Origin of the sequence: Microbacterium sp. SL62 (assembly GCF_026672635.1) — a bacterium.
Taxonomy (GTDB): domain Bacteria; phylum Actinomycetota; class Actinomycetes; order Actinomycetales; family Microbacteriaceae; genus Microbacterium; species Microbacterium testaceum_A.
Genome location: NZ_JAPPRM010000001.1, coordinates 1,049,930 through 1,067,950 on the forward strand (window position 1 = coordinate 1,049,930; position 18,021 = coordinate 1,067,950).

25 protein-coding genes are annotated in these 18,021 nt (G+C 67.6%); 22 read left to right on the forward strand and 3 right to left on the reverse strand.

The annotated features are described in order from the left end of the window. Position 1 precedes the first annotated feature (1 nt). The 21 genes from rplX (at position 2) to OVA26_RS04980 (ending at position 13,069) form a co-directional block, all read left to right on the forward strand. Positions 2–361, forward strand: coding sequence for a 50S ribosomal protein L24 (gene rplX / locus OVA26_RS04880; RefSeq protein ID WP_056226262.1), 360 nt, complete (start codon positions 2–4; stop codon positions 359–361). A gap of 2 nt (positions 362–363) precedes the next feature. Beyond that, positions 364–954: a 50S ribosomal protein L5 gene (gene rplE, locus OVA26_RS04885; RefSeq protein WP_056226265.1), complete on the forward strand. Its 591-nt coding sequence runs from the start codon at positions 364–366 to the stop codon at positions 952–954. A 92-nt stretch (positions 955–1,046) separates the two neighbouring features. Beyond that, positions 1,047–1,445 carry a 30S ribosomal protein S8 gene (gene rpsH / locus OVA26_RS04890; RefSeq protein ID WP_013584002.1) on the forward strand — a complete coding sequence of 133 codons (399 nt, stop codon included), beginning with the start codon at positions 1,047–1,049 and terminating at the stop codon, positions 1,443–1,445. Positions 1,446–1,451: 6 nt separating this feature from the next. After that, positions 1,452–1,988, forward strand: coding sequence for a 50S ribosomal protein L6 (gene rplF, locus OVA26_RS04895; protein ID WP_056226268.1), 537 nt, complete (start codon positions 1,452–1,454; stop codon positions 1,986–1,988). Between the two features lie 2 nt (positions 1,989–1,990). Further along, positions 1,991–2,350, forward strand: a complete 360-nt coding sequence (gene rplR / locus OVA26_RS04900; protein ID WP_056226271.1) for a 50S ribosomal protein L18 — start codon at positions 1,991–1,993, stop codon at positions 2,348–2,350. Then, positions 2,347–3,027, forward strand: a complete 681-nt coding sequence (gene rpsE / locus OVA26_RS04905; RefSeq protein ID WP_056226274.1) for a 30S ribosomal protein S5 — start codon at positions 2,347–2,349, stop codon at positions 3,025–3,027. The genes rplR and rpsE overlap by 4 nt, the downstream gene beginning before the upstream one ends. Then, positions 3,027–3,212 (forward strand): 50S ribosomal protein L30, encoded by a 186-nt coding sequence (gene rpmD, locus OVA26_RS04910; protein ID WP_013583998.1) that lies wholly within the window; start codon positions 3,027–3,029, stop codon positions 3,210–3,212. The genes rpsE and rpmD overlap by 1 nt, the downstream gene beginning before the upstream one ends. Continuing rightward, positions 3,212–3,745 (forward strand): 50S ribosomal protein L15, encoded by a 534-nt coding sequence (rplO, locus tag OVA26_RS04915; protein ID WP_074696429.1) that lies wholly within the window; start codon positions 3,212–3,214, stop codon positions 3,743–3,745. Before rpmD ends, rplO begins: the two co-directional genes overlap by 1 nt. Positions 3,746–3,854: 109 nt before the next feature. Further along, positions 3,855–5,177 (forward strand): preprotein translocase subunit SecY, encoded by a 1,323-nt coding sequence (gene secY, locus OVA26_RS04920; RefSeq protein ID WP_056226277.1) that lies wholly within the window; start codon positions 3,855–3,857, stop codon positions 5,175–5,177. Continuing rightward, on the forward strand, positions 5,174–5,770 hold the full coding sequence (locus OVA26_RS04925) for an adenylate kinase (protein WP_268103252.1): 597 nt from the start codon (positions 5,174–5,176) through the stop codon (positions 5,768–5,770). Before secY ends, OVA26_RS04925 begins: the two co-directional genes overlap by 4 nt. Before the next feature lies 1 nt (position 5,771). Continuing rightward, positions 5,772–6,611 (forward strand): type I methionyl aminopeptidase, encoded by an 840-nt coding sequence (gene map, locus OVA26_RS04930; protein ID WP_268103253.1) that lies wholly within the window; start codon positions 5,772–5,774, stop codon positions 6,609–6,611. After that, complete coding sequence (locus tag OVA26_RS04935) at positions 6,611–7,315, forward strand: DsbA family protein (protein ID WP_056226285.1); 705 nt, start codon at positions 6,611–6,613, stop codon at positions 7,313–7,315. The genes map and OVA26_RS04935 overlap by 1 nt, the downstream gene beginning before the upstream one ends. A 141-nt stretch (positions 7,316–7,456) precedes the next feature. Beyond that, entirely contained in the window at positions 7,457–7,678 is a 222-nt protein-coding gene (gene infA, locus OVA26_RS04940; RefSeq protein WP_013583992.1) for a translation initiation factor IF-1, read from the forward strand. 61 nt (positions 7,679–7,739) lie between these two features. Further along, a complete protein-coding gene (gene rpmJ / locus OVA26_RS04945) occupies positions 7,740–7,856 on the forward strand; it encodes a 50S ribosomal protein L36 (RefSeq protein ID WP_005050492.1) in 117 nt (38 codons plus the stop codon). Positions 7,857–7,999: 143 nt separating this feature from the next. Continuing rightward, complete coding sequence (rpsM, locus tag OVA26_RS04950) at positions 8,000–8,374, forward strand: 30S ribosomal protein S13 (protein WP_056226287.1); 375 nt, start codon at positions 8,000–8,002, stop codon at positions 8,372–8,374. A 36-nt stretch (positions 8,375–8,410) separates the two neighbouring features. Then, the gene (gene rpsK / locus OVA26_RS04955) at positions 8,411–8,809 is read left to right on the forward strand and encodes a 30S ribosomal protein S11 (RefSeq protein ID WP_013583990.1); all 399 of its coding nucleotides are present in this window, start codon (positions 8,411–8,413) and stop codon (positions 8,807–8,809) included. 178 nt (positions 8,810–8,987) lie between these two features. Then, the gene (locus OVA26_RS04960; protein ID WP_056226291.1) at positions 8,988–9,977 is read left to right on the forward strand and encodes a DNA-directed RNA polymerase subunit alpha; all 990 of its coding nucleotides are present in this window, start codon (positions 8,988–8,990) and stop codon (positions 9,975–9,977) included. A 42-nt stretch (positions 9,978–10,019) separates the two neighbouring features. Continuing rightward, on the forward strand, positions 10,020–10,583 hold the full coding sequence (gene rplQ, locus OVA26_RS04965) for a 50S ribosomal protein L17 (RefSeq protein ID WP_268103255.1): 564 nt from the start codon (positions 10,020–10,022) through the stop codon (positions 10,581–10,583). A gap of 114 nt (positions 10,584–10,697) precedes the next feature. Further along, complete coding sequence (truA, locus tag OVA26_RS04970; protein ID WP_268103256.1) at positions 10,698–11,555, forward strand: tRNA pseudouridine(38-40) synthase TruA; 858 nt, start codon at positions 10,698–10,700, stop codon at positions 11,553–11,555. 69 nt (positions 11,556–11,624) lie between these two features. Further along, entirely contained in the window at positions 11,625–12,317 is a 693-nt protein-coding gene (locus OVA26_RS04975) for an endonuclease/exonuclease/phosphatase family protein (RefSeq protein ID WP_074696433.1), read from the forward strand. A 113-nt stretch (positions 12,318–12,430) separates the two neighbouring features. Then, positions 12,431–13,069, forward strand: coding sequence for a hypothetical protein (locus OVA26_RS04980; RefSeq protein ID WP_268103257.1), 639 nt, complete (start codon positions 12,431–12,433; stop codon positions 13,067–13,069). Here the strand turns inward: OVA26_RS04980 and OVA26_RS04985 are convergent, their stop codons facing one another. Then, positions 13,070–14,185: a hypothetical protein gene (locus OVA26_RS04985; RefSeq protein WP_268103258.1), complete on the reverse strand. Its 1,116-nt coding sequence runs from the start codon at positions 14,183–14,185 to the stop codon at positions 13,070–13,072. Next, positions 14,185–15,852 (reverse strand): sensor histidine kinase, encoded by a 1,668-nt coding sequence (locus OVA26_RS04990; protein WP_268103259.1) that lies wholly within the window; start codon positions 15,850–15,852, stop codon positions 14,185–14,187. Before OVA26_RS04990 ends, OVA26_RS04985 begins: the two co-directional genes overlap by 1 nt. A gap of 180 nt (positions 15,853–16,032) precedes the next feature. Here OVA26_RS04990 and OVA26_RS04995 point away from each other — a divergent pair, with 180 nt between their 5' ends. Then, on the forward strand, positions 16,033–16,830 hold the full coding sequence (locus OVA26_RS04995; protein ID WP_268104871.1) for a fructose 1,6-bisphosphatase: 798 nt from the start codon (positions 16,033–16,035) through the stop codon (positions 16,828–16,830). Between the two features lie 15 nt (positions 16,831–16,845). Here the strand turns inward: OVA26_RS04995 and OVA26_RS05000 are convergent, their stop codons facing one another. After that, on the reverse strand, positions 16,846–17,925 hold the full coding sequence (locus OVA26_RS05000) for a hypothetical protein (RefSeq protein WP_268103260.1): 1,080 nt from the start codon (positions 17,923–17,925) through the stop codon (positions 16,846–16,848). Positions 17,926–18,021: the final 96 nt, after the last annotated feature.

Genomic DNA, 18,021 nt, shown 5'->3' on the forward strand with positions numbered 1-18,021 from the left:
CATGGCGAAAATCAAAAAGGGCGACCTGGTTCAGGTCATCTCGGGCGCCAAGCCCGAGCGCGGCGGCGACCGCGGTAAGCAGGGCAAGGTCCTCGAGGTCCTCGTCGAGCAGAACCGCGTCATCGTCGAGGGCGTGAACTACGTCACCAAGCACAACCGCGTGGGTCAGTCCCAGCGCGGCACCAAGACCGGCGGCATCGAGACCTTCGAAGCTCCGATCCACATCTCCAACGTCGCGATCGTCGACCCCTCGACCAAGAAGCCGACCCGTGTCGGTCGCCGGGTCGAGGAGCAGGTGAAGGACGGCGTCAAGCGCACCGTCCGCGTGCGCTTCGCGAAGAAGTCAGGCAAGGACCTCTGAACATGAGCACCTCGACTGCCGCGGCGGCTGGCAAGATCCAGCCCCGCCTGAAGCAGAAGTACAACGCCGAGATCAAGAAGGCGCTGCAGGACGAGTTCGGCTACGAGAACGTCATGCAGATCCCCGGTCTGGTCAAGGTCGTCGTGAACACCGGTGTCGGTGAGGCGGCTCGTGACAGCAAGGTGATCGATGGTGCGGTCGACGACCTCACCAAGATCACCGGTCAGAAGCCCATCGTCACCAAGGCCCGCAAGTCCATCGCGCAGTTCAAGCTGCGCGAGGGCCAGGCCATCGGTGCGCACGTCACCCTCCGTGGCGACCGTGCGTGGGAGTTCGTGGACCGCCTCGTCAACCTCGCCCTGCCCCGCATCCGCGACTTCCGCGGGCTGTCGGCCAAGCAGTTCGACGGCAACGGCAACTACACCTTCGGTCTCCAGGAGCAGTCCGTGTTCCACGAGATCGATCAGGACCGCATCGACCGCGTGCGTGGTTTCGACATCACCATCGTCACCACCGCCAAGACCGACGACGAGGGTCGCTCGCTGCTCCGCCAGCTCGGCTTCCCCTTCCAGTCGGCCGACGCGCAGGCCTGACACCTCGGGCCCCCGGGTTTCCGGGGGCCCCTCATAGAAGGTCGACTGTCGCGTAACGGCAGTCGAAACCTCATGATCGAAAGAAGCAACACATGACGATGACAGACCCGGTCGCAGACATGCTGACCCGTCTGCGCAACGCGAACTCGGCGCACCACGACTCCGTGTCGATGCCGAGCTCCAAGCTCAAGACGAACATCGCCGCCATCCTCAAGCAGGAGGGTTACATCGCCGACTGGAGCGTCGAAGACGCTCGCGTCGGCCAGACCCTCAACATGACGCTGAAGTACGGCCCGAACCGCGAGCGGTCGATCGCCGGCATCAAGCGCGTGTCGAAGCCCGGCCTCCGCGTGTACGCGAAGTCGACCGAGGTCCCCACGGTTCTCGGTGGCCTCGGCGTCGCCATCCTGTCCACCTCCTCCGGTCTCCTCACCGACCGTCAGGCCGAGCAGAAGGGCGTGGGCGGAGAAGTTCTCGCCTACGTGTGGTGATCTGACATGTCGCGTATTGGACGTCTTCCCATCGACATCCCCGCCGGTGTCACCGTTTCGGTGAACGGCCGGGAGGTCTCCGTCAAGGGCCCCAAGGGCGAGCTCGCGCTCACCGTTGCCCAGCCCCTCGAGGTCGCGGTCGAAGAGAACCAGGTTCTCGTCACGCGTCCCGACGACGAGCGCGAGTCGCGGTCGCTCCACGGCCTGACCCGCACTCTCATCAACAACAACATCATCGGTGTCACCGAGGGCTACACCAAGGGCCTCGAGGTCGTCGGTACGGGTTACCGCGTGGCGCAGAAGGGGAGCTCGATCGAGTTCGCCCTCGGCTTCTCGCACCCCGTCCTCATCGACCCGCCCGCCGGCATCACCCTCACGGTCGAAGGCAACAACAAGGTCACCGTGAGCGGCATCGACAAGCAGGCCGTCGGCGAGGCCGCCGCCAACATCCGCAAGATCCGCAAGCCCGAGCCCTACAAGGGCAAGGGTGTGCGGTACGCGGGCGAGGTCGTGCGCCGCAAGGCCGGAAAGAGTGGTAAGTAGCCATGGCTGTCAAGACAAAGTCCGTCGCTCGCTCGCGTCGCCACCTTCGTCTTCGCAAGAAGATCGTCGGTACCGAGCTGCGCCCCCGCCTCGTGGTGACGCGTTCCGCCCGCCACGTCTTCGTCCAGGTCGTGGACGACAGCAAGGGCCACACCGTGGCCTCCGCCTCCACCCTCGAGACCGACCTGCGCGGCTTCGACGGTGACAAGACCGCCAAGGCCCGCAAGGTCGGCGAGCTCGTCGCCGAGCGTGCGAAGGCCGCTGGCGTGTCCGACGTCGTGTTCGACCGCGGCGGTAACCGTTACGCCGGTCGTGTCGCCGCGATCGCCGACGGAGCTCGCGAAGGAGGGCTGAACCTGTGAGTGACAACAAGGAGACCGAAGTGACCGAGCAGACTGCACCGGCTGAGGGTGCGGCTGCGGCTCAGGCCCCCGCCGAGCGTGAGCGCGAGCCGCGTCGCGGTGGTCGCGAGCGCAACACCAACCAGCGCGACCGTGGTTCGCGCGACCGCAACGAGAGCCAGTTCCTCGAGCGCGTCGTGACGATCAACCGCGTGTCGAAGGTGGTCAAGGGTGGCCGTCGCTTCAGCTTCACGGCGCTCGTCGTCGTGGGCGATGGCAACGGCGTCGTGGGTGTCGGTTACGGCAAGGCCCGCGAAGTCCCCCTCGCCATCTCGAAGGGTGTCGAAGAGGCCAAGCGCAACTTCTTCCGCGTCCCCCGCTCGGGCTCGACCATTCCCCACCCCGTCCAGGGTGAGGCCGCTGCCGGTGTGGTGCTCCTGCGCCCCGCCGCTGCCGGTACCGGTGTTATCGCCGGTGGTCCCGTCCGCGCCGTCCTCGAGTGCGCCGGCATCCACGATGTCCTCTCGAAGTCGCTCGGCTCGTCGAACACGATCAACATCGTGCACGCGACCGTCGAGGCGCTGAAGTCGCTCGAGGAGCCCCGCGCCGTGGCCGCCCGCCGTGGCCTGGAGTTCGACCAGGTCGCCCCGGCCCGCCTCGTGCGCGCCGAGGCCGCCGCTCAGAAGGTAGGTGCCTGATGGCCGAGCGTCTGAAGGTCACGCAGATCAAGTCCAAGGTGAGCGAGAAGCAGAACCAGCGTGACACGCTGCGTTCGCTCGGTCTCAAGCGGATCGGCGACTCGGTCGTCCGTCCCGACGACGCGCAGACGCGCGGTTACGTCAAGACCGTCGCCCACCTCGTCAAGGTTGAGGAGATCGACTAATGGCTGCCAAGAAGGACGAGACCGCCACGGTCGACGCCCCGAAGAAGGCATCGGCTCGTAAGACGGCCGAGAAGAAGGAAGCCCCCGCGGCGCGCCCCGGCGTGCTCAAGGTCCACCACCTGCGTCCCGTCCCGGGCGCCCGCACCGCCAAGACCCGTGTGGGTCGCGGTGAGGGCTCGAAGGGTAAGACGTCGGGTCGCGGTACCAAGGGAACCAAGGCCCGTTACCAGGTCAAGGTCGGCTTCGAGGGTGGGCAGATGCCGCTGCACATGCGCACCCCGAAGCTCCGCGGCTTCAAGAACCCGTTCCGCGTCGAGTACCAGGTCGTGAACCTGGACAAGCTCGGCGAGCTCTACCCGCAGGGTGGCGACGTGACCGTCGCCGACCTGGTGGCCAAGGGCGCCGTCCGCAAGAACGAGAAGGTCAAGGTGCTCGGCACCGGCGACATCTCGGTCGCGCTGACCGTTTCGGTCGACAAGGTCTCCGGCTCCGCTGAGCAGAAGATCGTCGCCGCTGGCGGCTCCGTCAACTGACGCCCGACCCTGGAGGGGCCGGCGGCCTTACGGCCGTCGGCCCCTTCTGGGTTAGTCTGATTTGGTGTGCGCCCCGTCGCGTGCCGAGATCGTTCTGGAGGAATCTCCCTTGTTCAGCGCCATCGCGCGGGTTTTCCGCACGCCCGACCTGAGGCGGAAGATCGCCTTCACGCTGGGCATCATCGCCATCTACCGGCTGGGTGCCCACGTGCCGACGCCCTTCGTCGACTTCCCGAACGTTCAGCAGTGTCTGAACCAGTCGGGCGGTACCGAGGGTCTGCTCTCCCTGGTCAACCTGTTCTCCGGTGGCGCTCTGCTGCAGCTGTCGATCTTCGCCCTCGGGGTGATGCCGTACATCACGGCGACCATCATCGTGCAGCTGCTGCGCGTGGTCATCCCGCACTTCGAGACCCTCTATAAAGAGGGTCAGGCGGGTCAGGCCAAGCTCACGCAGTACACCCGCTACCTCACGATCGCGCTCGCTCTTCTGCAGTCGACGACGCTCGTCACGGTGGCGCGCTCGGGCCAGCTCTTCGGCTCCGCCGGTGTGCCCGAGTGCCAGCAGCTCCTCACCAATGACATCTGGTGGGCGCAGCTGCTCATGATCATCACGATGACCGCCGGCACCGGCCTGGTCATGTGGTTCGCCGAGCTCGTCACCGAGCGCGGCGTCGGCAACGGCATGTCGATCCTCATCTTCACCTCGATCGCCGCCACGTTCCCCGGCGCGATGATCTCGATCCTCAACGCCCGCGGCGTCGAGGTCTTCCTCCTCGTGCTCGCCGTCAGCATCGTGATCGTCGCCCTCGTGGTGTTCGTCGAGCAGTCGCAGCGTCGAATCCCGGTGCAGTACGCCAAACGCATGGTCGGACGCCGCACCTACGGCGGCACGAACACGTACATCCCGATCAAGGTCAACATGGCCGGTGTCGTGCCGGTCATCTTCGCCTCGTCGCTGCTGTACATCCCGGCGCTCATCGCCCAGTTCAACCAGCCGCAGGCGGGCCAGGAGCCGGCCCCGTGGGTGACCTGGATCTCCCAGTACCTGACGCGTGGCGACCACCCGCTGTACATGCTCGTGTACTTCCTCCTGATCATCGGCTTCGCGTACTTCTACGTGGCGATCACGTTCAACCCGGTCGACGTCGCCGACAACATGAAGAAGTACGGCGGGTTCATCCCGGGCATCCGCGCCGGTCGCCCCACCGCCGAGTACCTCGACTACGTGCTCACCCGCATCACGCTGCCGGGCTCGATCTACCTCGGTCTGATCGCGCTACTGCCTCTGGTGGCGCTGGCCACGGTAGGCGCCAACCAGAACTTCCCCTTCGGCGGAGCCTCGATCCTCATCATCGTGGGTGTCGGCCTCGAGACGGTGAAGCAGATCGACGCGCAGCTTCAGCAGCGCCACTACGAAGGGCTGCTGCGATGACCGCTCGCCTTCTGATCGTCGGGCCGCAGGGTTCGGGCAAGGGAACCCAGGGCGTCCGCGTCGGCGACGCCCTCGGCATCCCGGTCGTCTCCACGGGTGACGTATTCCGCGCCAACGTCAAGGACGGCACGGAGCTCGGCCTACAGGTGAAGTCCATCATCGATGGGGGCGACCTCGTTCCCGACGAGCTGACCAGCGCCGTCGTGCGCGACCGTCTCGCGCAGGACGACGCCGCCGGGGGATTCCTGCTCGACGGGTACCCCCGCAACCTCGCGCAGGTCATGCACCTCGACGAGTTCCTCGAGGGCCGCGGCGAGTCCCTCGATGCCGTGATCGCGCTCGTGGTGCCCCGAGAGGAGTCGCTGTCGCGTCTCACCGCCCGCGCCGCCGAGCAGGGCCGCGCCGACGACACCGAAGAGGCGATCGCCACCCGTCTGGGGATCTACGAGCGCGAGACGGCTCCCATTCTCGATGTCTACGGCACGCGCGGCATCGTCGACGAGATCGACGGGGTGGGCAGCCTCGACGAGGTCACGGCCCGGATCTTCGCTGCTCTCGAAGCGCGCGGCATCGCCGCGACCCCGGCCGCCTGACGTGGGGTTGCGCTCCTCGATCTACAAGAAGCCCGCGCAGCTGCGGTCGATGGTCGAACCCGGACTCATCACCGCCGATGCACTGGATGCCGTCCGCGCACTGATCGCGCCGGGCGTCACGACGCTCGAGCTCGATGCGGCGGCGTCCGCGCTGATCACGGCGCGCGGAGCGGTGTCCAACTTCCAGATGGTGCGCGGCTATCGGCACACCATCTGCGCCTCCGTGAACGAAGAGGTGGTCCACGGCATCCCGAACGATCGTCCTCTGCAGGCGGGTGACATCCTCTCGATCGACGCGGGGGCGGAGTTCCGCGGATGGAACGGCGATTCCGCCTTCACGATGATCGTGCCGGGAGAGGCGCCCGAAGAACTCGTGGCACCGCGTCGGCGACTGTCCGAGGTGACCGAGGGGTCGCTGTGGGCGGGGATCGCGGCGCTCAGCCGCGCCAGCCACCTCTCCGAGGTCGGCGCGGCCATCGAGCAGTACATCCAGGAGCACGCGCCCGCGGGGGGCTACGGCATCCTGCGGGATTACGTGGGTCACGGCATCGGCCGCAAGATGCACGAGTCGCCGAGCATCTTCAACTACGCGGTTCCGGACCGCGGACCCGAGGTGCGCCCCGGCCTGGCCGTCGCGATCGAGCCCATGGTCGTCGTCGGCGACCAGGAGACGTTCACCGAGGACGACGGGTGGACCGTCTCTACCGTCGACGGCACGGCCGGCTCCCATTGGGAACATAGTGTCGCCGTGCATGATGGAGGCATCTGGGTCCTCACCGCGCATGACGGCGGTGCCGAGAAACTGGCGCCGTTCGGTGTGGTGCCGAAGGAGATCGACTGATGATGATGGCCGCCGCGCGGAAGACCACCAACTGGTTCGCGATCGGGGTGACCGCCGCCGCTCTGGTCGTGGTCCTGATCGTCGGGGGAGTGGTGTGGTTCGCCAACAGCCAGGCCACCTCGCCCGGCACGCTGCCGCAGGCCTCCGCGGTCGACACCGAGACCGGTGCGATCTCCGTCGGATCAGGTGAGAAGACCGTCGACACCTACATCGACTTCATGTGCCCCGTGTGCAACTCGTTCGAGCAGGCGTACGGCCCGACCCTGCAACAGCTCGTCGACGACAGCACGATCACGCTCAAGATCCACCCGATCGCCATCCTCGACCGTCTCTCGCAGGGTACCCAGTACTCGACGCGTGCGGCCAACGCCGCGTACTGCGTCGCGGTGGACAACTCCGCGAACATCCCGGCGTTCGTGAAGGCGCTCTACGCGCAGCAACCCAAGGAGAACACCGCGGGCCTCGATGACGCGACCCTCGCCTCGATCGCGACGTCAGCGGGAGCATCGGATGCCGTGTCCTCTTGCATCACGTCGGGCACGTACACCAAGTTCGTGACGGCGATGACGCAGAAGACCCCGTTGCAGCCGAACGCCACGAGTGTGGCCACGCCGACGATCGCCGTCAACGGCACCGTCCTGCAGAACCAGACCGACCTGTCGGGCGACCCGCAGAAGGACATCGTCGCCCGCCTCAACGGCTGACGACACTCCCGGCGAGTTGCCGGGTCAGGCGATACCACGTATGCTTGATCTTTGGTGCGTTGCGCCTTCATTGGCGTGTCGAAGCACCGAATCCCCATCCACCGCAGACCGGCCGGTCTGCAACTGAGCGTGAGCGAGTTTATGGCGAAGAAAGACGGTGTCATCGAGATCGAGGGCACGGTGTCCGAAGCACTGCCCAACGCGATGTTCCGTGTCGAGCTGACGAACGGGCACAAAGTGCTCGCGACCATCTCGGGCAAGATGCGGCAGAACTACATACGCATCATCCCGGAGGACCGCGTCGTCGTCGAACTGAGCCCCTACGACCTCACCCGTGGTCGTATCGTCTACCGCTACCGCTGAGTCCGGCCGAGAAGTAACGAGCCGCTTCCGCGGTCTCGAAGACAGCGAAATCAGGAACATCATGAAGGTCAACCCCTCCGTCAAGCCCATCTGCGACCACTGCAAGGTGATCCGTCGTCACGGGCGCGTGATGGTGATCTGCAAGAGCAACCCGCGCCACAAGCAGCGCCAGGGCTGAGCTTCCAGCTCGACACCTTTTCCAACTGAATACACAACGGCAGGATCAGATCTCGTCCGCGAAGGCGGATGGGGGACACCTCGGGTCGGAGGCCCGAGCACCGATCCTGCTCCACACCTCCACGACACTCTGAGGAGAGCCGCATGGCACGTCTCGCCGGCGTCGACATCCCGCGCGACAAGCGCGTGGTGATCGCACTTACTTACATCTACGGCGTGGGTCGCACCCGCTCCGTCGAGATCCTGAACGCAACGGACATCAGCCAGGACATCCGCGTCAAGGACCTCACCGACGACCAGCTGGTCGCTCTGCGCGACCACATCGAAGGCACCTACAAGGTGGAGGGTGACCTCCGTCGCGAGGTCGCCGCCGACATCCGCCGCAAGGTCGAGATCGGTTCCTACGAGGGCCTGCGCCACCGCCGCGGCCTCCCGGTGCGCGGTCAGCGCACGAAGACGAACGCGCGTACCCGCAAGGGTCCCAAGCGCACCGTCGCCGGCAAGAAGAAGGCGCGCTAAGCCGCGGGCTGAGCGTCAGGATTCAGGAGAACGCACATGGCACAGGCCAAGTCCGCCGCGCGCAAGCCGCGCCGCAAGGAAAAGAAGAACATCGCCGTGGGTCAGGCCCACATCAAGTCGACGTTCAACAACACCATCGTTTCGATCACCGACCCCTCGGGTGCCGTCATCAGCTGGGCTTCGTCCGGCGGTGTCGGGTTCAAGGGCTCGCGCAAGTCGACGCCCTACGCCGCCGGCATGGCCGCGGAGTCGGCCGCTCGCCAGGCGCAGGAGCACGGCGTCAAGAAGGTCGACGTCTTCGTGAAGGGTCCGGGTTCGGGTCGTGAGACCGCGATCCGTTCGCTCACCGCGGCCGGCCTCGAGGTCGGTTCGATCCAGGACGTGACGCCGCAGGCCCACAACGGCTGCCGTCCGCCCAAGCGTCGCCGCGTCTGATGCGTTTCGTTCCCGGGGAGTGCTCGTCACTCCCCGGGAACGCCGCGCTCCCGCGCGATTCAGACTTCTGGATGCCCCGAGCGACCGTCGAGGTCACGCGGCATCCCGCGAGTACAACTCAACACCTCACCCCATTACACGTGTCATATAGCGGGCACGTGATCGAAAGGAACACATAGTGCTCATCGCACAGCGTCCCACTCTGACCGAGGAGAAGATCGGGGAGTTCCGCAGCCGTTTCGTCATCGAGCCGCTGGAGCCCGGCTTCGGTTACACGATCGGCAACGCGCTGCGTCGCAGCCTCCTGTCGTCGATCCCCGGCGCGGCCGTCACGAGCATCCGCATCGACGGCGTCCTGCACGAGTTCAGCACCATCCCGGGCGTGAAGGAAGACGTCACCGAGATCATCCTGAACATCAAGCAGCTGGTCGTCTCGAGCGAGCGCGACGAGCCCATCACGGCGTACCTGCGCAAGACCGGCGCCGGTGAGGTCACCGCCGCCGACATCTCCGCTCCCGCGGGTGTCGAGGTGCACAACCCCGAGTTGGTCATCGCGACGCTCAACGACACCGCCAAGTTCGAGCTCGAACTGACCATCGAGCGTGGCCGCGGCTACGTCTCGGCGACCCAGAACCGCAACGAGTACGCCGAGGCCGGTCAGATCCCGATCGACTCGATCTACTCGCCCGTGCTCAAGGTCAGCTACCGCGTCGACGCCACCCGTGCGGGTGAGCGCACCGACTTCGACAAGCTGGTGCTGGACGTCGAGTCGAAGGCCTCCATCGCCCCGCGCGATGCCGTGGCCTCCGCCGGTCGTACCCTCGTCGAGCTCTTCGGCCTCGCCCGCGAGCTGAACGTCGAGGCCGAGGGAATCGAGATCGGCCCCGCGCCGGTCGAGACCGTCCTCTCGAACGAGCTGTCGATGCCGATCGAAGACCTCGATCTGTCGGTCCGCTCGTACAACTGCCTCAAGCGCGAGGGAATCAACACCGTTTCGGAGCTGGTCGCCCTTTCCGAGACGCAGCTGATGAACATCCGCAACTTCGGTCAGAAGTCGGTCGACGAGGTGCGCGACAAGCTCACCTCCCTCGGCCTGTCGCTCAAGGACTCGGTGCCCGGTTTCGACGGCGCTCAGTTCTACAGCGGCTACGACGAAGAAACCGTCTGACCCCGTCGGACCCGACCGAACCTTCTCCTGGAGTAATAAGACATGCCCAAGCCCACGAAGGGTCCCCGCCTCGGAGGCGGCCCGGCCCACGAGCGTCTGCTTCTCGCGAACCTCGCGGCAGCCCTCTACACGCACAAGTCGATCAAGACGACCGAGACGAAGGCCAAGCGCCTCCGCCCGCTCGCTGAGCGCCTCATCACCTTCGCCAAGCGTGGCGACCTCCACGCGCGTCGTCGCGTGCTGAGCGTCATCGGCGACAAAGAGGTCGTGCACACCCTCTTCACCGAGATCGCGCCCCTGGTGGCCGAGCGTGACGGCGGCTACACCCGCATCACCAAGGTCGGCAACCGCAAGGGCGACAACGCCCCCATGGCCGTGATCGAGCTCGTGCTCGAGCCCGTCGCGAAGAAGGCGTCGAACAAGGCCGCTGCGGCCCCCGCCGCCGCTGCCGCCCCGGCCGCCGCCGAGGAGCCCACCGCCGACGAGACCTCTGCTGAGGAGACCTCGAACGACGAGGCCGCCGAGGCCGGCGCCGAGTCGCCCGAGGAGGGCGCTGCCGCCGAGGCCGCCGCCGACGACGCCGTCCAGGACGACGCCAAGGCCTGAGCCTTCCCGCTCGTACGAAGCCCCCACCCGATCAGGGTGGGGGCTTCGTCGTTCGCGCACGGTTGTCGCCCGCTCGCGTTCGCGAGCGCCCCTCGGCGCTCGTAGGCTGGAGGCGTGCGCATCCGTCTCGACATCGCCTACGACGGCTCGCATTTCCGCGGCTGGGCCCGCCAGCCCGGGCTGCGCACGGTGCAGGGCGATCTCGAGACCGCGCTCGAGCGCATCGTCGGGGGCTCACCGCGACTGATCGTGGCCGGGCGAACCGATGCAGGTGTGCACGCGAGCGGACAGGTCGCGCATCTCGACCTCGACGAGGAGCAGGCGGCCCGTCTGCCCCGCCGCAGGCGTGACAACGACGAGGGGGATGCCGTCGCCGCCCTCGCCGGCCGCGTGCGGGGAGTCCTCGGTGCGTATCCCGACGTGACGGTGCGTCGCACCTCGATCGCCCCCGAAGGGTTCGACGCACGATTCTCGGCCGTCTGGCGCCGCTACAGCTACCGTCTGGCCGACGCGACGACCGGCTACGACCCCCTCGACCGGCTGCGGACGACCACACTGCGAAGCACGCTCGACGTCGAGGCGATGGATGCCGCTGCGGGGCGCTTGATCGGACTTCACGACTTCGCCGCGTACTGCAAAGCGCGCGAGGAGGCCACGACGATCCGGACCCTGCTCGAGTACGACTGGCGGCGCGGTGACGACGGTGTGCTGGTCGCCAACGTGCGCGCGGACGCCTTCTGCCACAGCATGGTGCGCGCCCTCGTCGGCGCGTGCGTCGCCGTGGGGGAGGGGCGGATCGGAGTCGACGATGTCGTCGCCATCCGGGACGCGCGCCTGCGCATTCCGGAGACCAAGGTGCTGGCAGCCCGCGGTCTCGTGCTTGCCGAGGTCGGCTACCCCGCCGATGACCTGCTTGCCGCGCGGGCCGAGCAGACGCGCAACCGTCGAGACGCCGACGACGCGGCATCCTGAATCCGCCTCGGACGGGGTGAGCGCAACCCTCGCCCCGCTCTTCGACGCCGGTCGTATGCTGTGTGGGCCATGAAGGTCATCTCGTACAACCTCAACAAGCACCGCGCCGCCGGTGAGCTCGTCGCCCTCGTCGACACGCACGAGGTCGACGTGCTCTGCCTGCAGGAGTGCGACTCCACCGACATCCCCGAGCACATCGGCGGTCTCCGGCTCGCGGAGGCGACTCAGCGCAACCGCCTGGGTCTCGCCGTCTACTACCGCGAGAACACCTTCCGCGCCGAAGAGGTCCGTGCCATCGGGCTGAAGAAGTCCCTGCACGACTACGTCCTCAAGCCCGCGGAGGAGCGCATGCTGGGCGTCCGGTTGCGCGACATCGACGGCGGGCGCGACGTCATCGTCGCATCGTTCCACGCGGCGCCGCTGACCGCGCTCAACTCCCTACGCCGCCACCAGATCCGCACCGCCCTGGCCGAGTTGCAGAACCTCGGCCCCGGTCTGCCCGCGCTGATGGTGGGCGACTACAACTACCCGGTGTTCAAAGAGAACCTGGGCCAGAAAGTACGAGACCAGGGGTACGAACTCACCCTCAGCGATGCCCGCACCTACACCCGCTACCGCTTCTTCCGGGGCCACTACGACTTCGCAACGTCGATCGGGTTCGACATCGCGCACATCAAGACGCTGCCCCAGGGACTCAGCGACCACCTGCCCATCCTCATCACCGCAGAGGTGACGCAGGGCCACAGCTTCGCGGCGTCGTGAACCGGTACGGCGATGAATCCCGCGCCCCCGGCGCCACCGAGGCCAGCACCTGTGGTCGGCGGTACCCGCCTCCACGCCACCTACACTGGGGGGAAAGGTCCGGGGGAGGATTCATGCGTCTCGCAGCGCGTCGCCGCAGAGCGGTTTTCGGCACGGCCGTGGCGGTGACGGCCGTCCTCGGTCTCACCGGGTGCGGAGCTCCTCCGTGGGCTCAGGGTGGCGGTCAAGCGCCCGCGTCCGCGTCGCCCACGGCCACGATGACGACGGCCCCGCAGCCCGTCCGCAACGACCTGTCGAGCGGGTCCACGCAACGTTCGCTCACGGCAGGATCTGTCGCCGCCACGGTGAACTACTGGTCCACGCTCTCGATGGACCGCTGGACGGCGACCGCTCTCAAGCCCGTCAACCTCTCGATGGAGACGACGGTGACGCCCAACGACGGGCAGAAGGTGTACCTGCAGCGGGCAACGATGACGGCGGTACCGGGCAACGCGTCGCAGTCGTTCGCGGCGCTCTCGCCCCAGAGCGACCAGACGGATGCTCCGGGTTACCTGGTCCTCTCGCCGTACAGCTACTCGCAGACGTTCAACGTCGGAGAGGTTCCGGCGGAGGTGACATTTGTCACCCTTCAGTTCACCTTCGAGTTCTTGGTTCAGACCACCCCCACGTCGAACGAGTTCGCGAAGCAGACGGCCAGCGATTCGCTGACCGTGGCGATCGCGGGTGGCGGAGACGCCGGCACCGGCGGCTGATCAGGCTCTGACGCGCTCCCACCGGTCGCCGCCGTGGCGCGTCGCCTCCTCGGCCGCCGCGTCCGCTGCGGCGATGAGGGAGGTCAGATCGTAACCGCCGGTCGCCGCCGGAACCCATCCGACGCTCGCGGAGAGCTGGATGTCGATGAAGGCGGAGACGTCGAGTTCGGTGACCCGGCGCAGGACGGAGCGCACGTGCTCGCGGAGTACCGAGTCCGGACGGGAGACGACGACCACCACGCGGCCGCGGATCTCTCGGCCCAAGTCCGCCTCGGCGGGAAAGGTATCGGCCACGATCGCCTCGAACTGCGCGACCAGGCTGAGCCAACCGCTCTCGCCCGCAGCACTGCGCAGCTGGGCGGGGTCGTCGAGACGGACGCTCAAGACGGCCCACGATTCCTCGTGCGCGCGCTCCGCGCGAGACAGGCGGTCGGTGGCGGTGACGACGAAGTGCGGCCAGCTCGATGCCGCGCGTCGGCCACTCGGGGAGACCGAGGTGAAATACAGCAGTGAGACCGTGGCGCACACGAGGAAGATCAGCATCCCCAGCCCGTTGAGGACTCGCGGCAGCTCGAGATCGCCCAGCGTCGTGGGCGCGGCGAGCCCCGAGATGAGCGTCCCGACCCCCAGCGCCACGAAGGCGGCCGAGACGATCGTCAGGGGGAGCGCCAAGCGTTCGAGGCGGTCGGCGGCGAGACGCAACTCCCACACGGTGAGACCCGCGAAGACCGAGGAGCCGACGAACGCCGAGCGGAACACCAGACCGTAGGCGCTGACATCGGTGACGAGGACGAACACGAGCGCCGTCGCCACGGCCTGGGCGGCCCCGACCCAGGGAAGGGCGCGCGCCCCGCGACGCGCACGAAAGCCCGACCAGATGAGGGCGGGGGCCCCCAGCATGACACCGAGGCCGGCGCGACGGACGGTCTCGTCCTCGAGGATCGCCCCGGTGACCGAGACCCAGGTGCTCGACATCGCCAACACGAACGCCAGCGACCACAGCAGCGCGGATCGGGAGGGGCGGTGCAAGAAGCCCAACCCGATGATCATCACGGTCCCGAGGGTCGCGACCGTCGCCTGCGCCAAACCGAGATTGGACAGGACGTCCGACGGCATCAGGCGGCCCCGGCTTCGGCGCGGGCGGGCAGGATCACCGTGACCGTCGTGCCTGCGCCCAGCTCGCTCTCGAGGAAGAGCGAACCGCCCTCATCCTCGACGATGCTGCGGATGATGCCCATTCCGAGCCCGGTCCCGGGTGTGGGGCTCTCGCGGACGGACTGCGCGCGGAAATACGGATCGAAGACGCGCTCGAGGTCATCGGGGTGGATGCCGATTCCCGTGTCCGCGAAGTGCAGGATCACGTCCTCCTCCGAGACCTCGCCCGAGATGCGGATCGTTCCCCCCGCCGGGGTGTACTTGATGGCATTGCTCAGGATGTTGTCGAACGCCTGGCGGAGACGGAAGGCGTCTCCTCCGACCTCGGCCGATTCCGGCAGGTCGTCCACGACGCTCACCCGACGCGCTGCGGCCGCGGGGCGGAACGACGCCAGCGACGACGCGATGATCCGACTCGCGTCGGCGGCGACGGGGGAGGAGGTCTCGCGGAACACGCCTCGAGACGTCGCGAGGATCTCGGAGATGAGCTTCTGCATCCGCTCGCCGGCGCCAGCGATCACCTCGAGCTGCTCCCTGACCTTGGGAGACAGGTTCGGATCGTCGAGGGCGAGATCCGCGTGTCCGATGATCGCCGTCAGCGGGTTGCGCAGCTCGTGGGACACCGTGGCGGCGAGGCGTTCACGGGCGCGCTCCGACTCGATCAGTGCGGTGATGTCGTGGACGATGAGCAGCGTGCTCTCGGGCTCGTCTGAGGAGATGAGTCGTCGGGTCGAGGCGGACAGGGCGTGCCACTCCCCGTGCGGATCGAACAGCCACACACGCTCGTCGTCGAACTGCTCGCCCCGCGACGCGCGCGCGAAGGGTCGCTCCGCCTCGGGCAGGGGCTCGCCCCTCAGCGTCGCGTATTCGACAGCCGACCCGGGGCGCTGCGGTTCGTCGCGCTCGACCCCGTAGAGGGCGACGTAGGTGTCGTTCAGGGCGAGCACCTCGCCGTCCACTGACAGGCGCGCGATGCCGGTGTCGAGCCCGTTCAGCATCTGCGAGACGCGCCGTTCCTGACCGGACACGCGCTGGAGAGTTCCCTGCAGACGGCTGGCCTGCCGTCGCAGCAGCTGCTTGAACGCCCTCGTCTGCCGGGCCGAGAGGAACGACGTGATGGCGATGAAGGCGAGCGACAGGAGGACGACGATCAGTCGGAGCGCCGTCACCGGGCCGGACGCATTCACCGTGGCATCCACGACGATGATGACGCCGACCGCGCTGATCGCCGAGATCAGGTAGACCAGGGTGAAGTGGGTGGCGATCCAGATGATGGGGAAGACCCAGAAGTAACCGAAGCGGAGGTCGGTTCCGAAGCTCAGCAGACCGATGCCGATGATGTCGCCGAACGGGATCGCGGCGACCGCCGACCGAGGCAGCTTCTGCCAGGGCACCACGATGGCGATCGCCGTGAGCGCGATGATGACGCCCACACCGGACGAGAACGGCCACAGCGAGAAGAGGGAGGGCTCGAGAGCCTGGACCAGCAGCACCGTGATGACCACACTCGCGCCCAGCACCAACTGCAGGAGCCACACTGAACGCGTGCGACTACCCGGATTCGTCGTGTCGTCGTCGGGAATGCCCTCCGGAGGAACCGCCGGGGGGACGCTCCTCAAGGATGCCATTCTCCGAGTGTATAGAGAGTGGTGTAGTCTTCTGCGCGCCATCCTGTCTCTGCTCGCCGCGCGTGATCCCGATCGCGTCGCCCGGTCAGACTCCCCCTGAGGCCTGCATCCTGCAGCGTGATGGTCGATCATCGACCTCTCGCGCGTTTCGCGCTCGTTCCTCAGGAGATACCTGTGAGCATGCCCTCTCGCCGTCGTGCACGCGTAGCCGCAACCGCCGTCGCCCTCGCCCTCGTCGCCCCGACGATGCTGTCCGGCTGCAGCCAGATCGCCGACGCCATCGGACAATTCCCCGGGCAGGTCGGAAGCAACGCGTCCGTGGTCGTCCCCACGCCCGTGCCGCAGTCGTCGGCGGGCACGAAGCCCTTCGACTCGCAGTTCACCTACGACGGGTCCGTGCGTCTGACGTCGGAAGTCGCGGACGGCCTCGAGCTGCGCCTCGACGTCTGGGCGGTCGACCCCAAGCGGACGATGGAGTGGACCGCGACCAACGAGAAGCAGCTCGGGTTCGCGGTCAACATCGTCGACAACCGCGTGGACGAGAAGGCCGTCCTCGCCCAGAAGCGTCGTGTCTACGTCTCGTCCATCTCGATCACTTCGCAGACCGCGCAGACCAGCGGCCAGGTGTCGAGTCCCTTCCAGTTCAGCGCCGACCCGCGGACCCTGGTTCCCTCCGACACCCTGCGCTCCGACCGGGGACTGCTTCTGAACAGCTTCCAGGGTGGTCTTCTCGTGCCGACCACCTCGATCCGGCAGCTGCCGACGGACACCTACGGCATCACCTTGGAGTTCGCGCTGAACGTCGCCGTCGAGGGAACGGCCAACACCGACACCTCGTTCAGCCAGCAGACCGTCTACCAGTACCTCCCGATCGCGATCTTCGCCGACGAGGGACAGTCCACGAACGGGCAGAGCACGGGCACATCGAGCACGAACGGACGCGCGCCCGGCTGGGGACAGACGACGAACCAGGGCTGACCCTGCGCGTCGGACTCAGTCGCTTCCGGACTGCGTCCGACGCGGTCGCGACCGCCGGCTCTCCATGAGCCACGAGAGGTCGTCGACGTCTCTGAGCAGATGGTGCTCGAAGGCGAGATCGGGGACGTCGTCGTAATCGATCGACGGCATCCGGCGCGCGAAGGCGTTGCGCAGCGACTCCTCGACCCCGGCTGCGTCCGTCGCTGCGGGGGCGACGACGAACACCGTGTCGCGCGCCGGCATCCCGGTGACGGCACCGGGCACCGCATCCAGCGCGGCGTCGGCCACGGTGCGCAGCATCGTCTCTCCCCGCTCGCCGCTGTGGGCGGCGCGGATCAGGTCGATCTCGGGGACGCGGACGAGGGTCGCGCGGATGATGGCGTGCTCCGAGAGCAGGCGACCGGTCTCACGGCGGAGGGCTCCCCGCGCGAAGGCCCGCGTTCCGGGCGCGGGGTCGTCGTCGAGCTGGCGACCGACCCAGACGGCGCCCACGGAGACCAGGGCGATCGCGACCGCGCTCACGGCCGCCGTGGTCTCAGCCGATACCGGGCCGGGCCGGAGCAGCGGCCCCATGCCGAAGGCGGCGGCGACGGTGAGGCGGGCGAGGTTGTAGGCGGCGTAGAGGCTCAACGTCCAGGACAGGAGCCGGGCCCCGCCCAGCTGCCCGACCGGTGGGCGCGCGCATTCCAGCGCGCACAGCGCTGAGAACACGACGAGACCGGCCGTCTTGAGGAGAGTCGCGTCGTCCAGGGGGACGAGGAAGGTCAGGCCGAAGAGGAGGATGCCGCCGGCACCCGTGCTCACGGCGCCGATCGCACGTCGACCGTTCAATCGACGTGCGCCGGCCCACAGCAGTCCGACCGCCACGATGTTGGTCGCGTTCCCGGCGGCTGCGGCGGCGACCGAGTCCCACGCGGTCTCCATGACGTTCATCGCCCCGCACACGAGGGCGGCGATCGCAGACATACCGAAGTACCGGACCATGTCGGCGCGTTCTCCGCCCCGATCGTCGTCGGGTCGACCGTGGGCCAGGAAGAGCATCGTGAGGGCGACTCCCGCGGCGGCGATGGATGCCAGCAGGGCGAGGACGATCACGGACGGACGTCTCCTTCGGGTGCCGCCGCAATCTTGAGCAAATCTTGCGGCGACGGTGGTCGTGTACAGCGGTCGTCTTGCGGCGAACCTATCAGA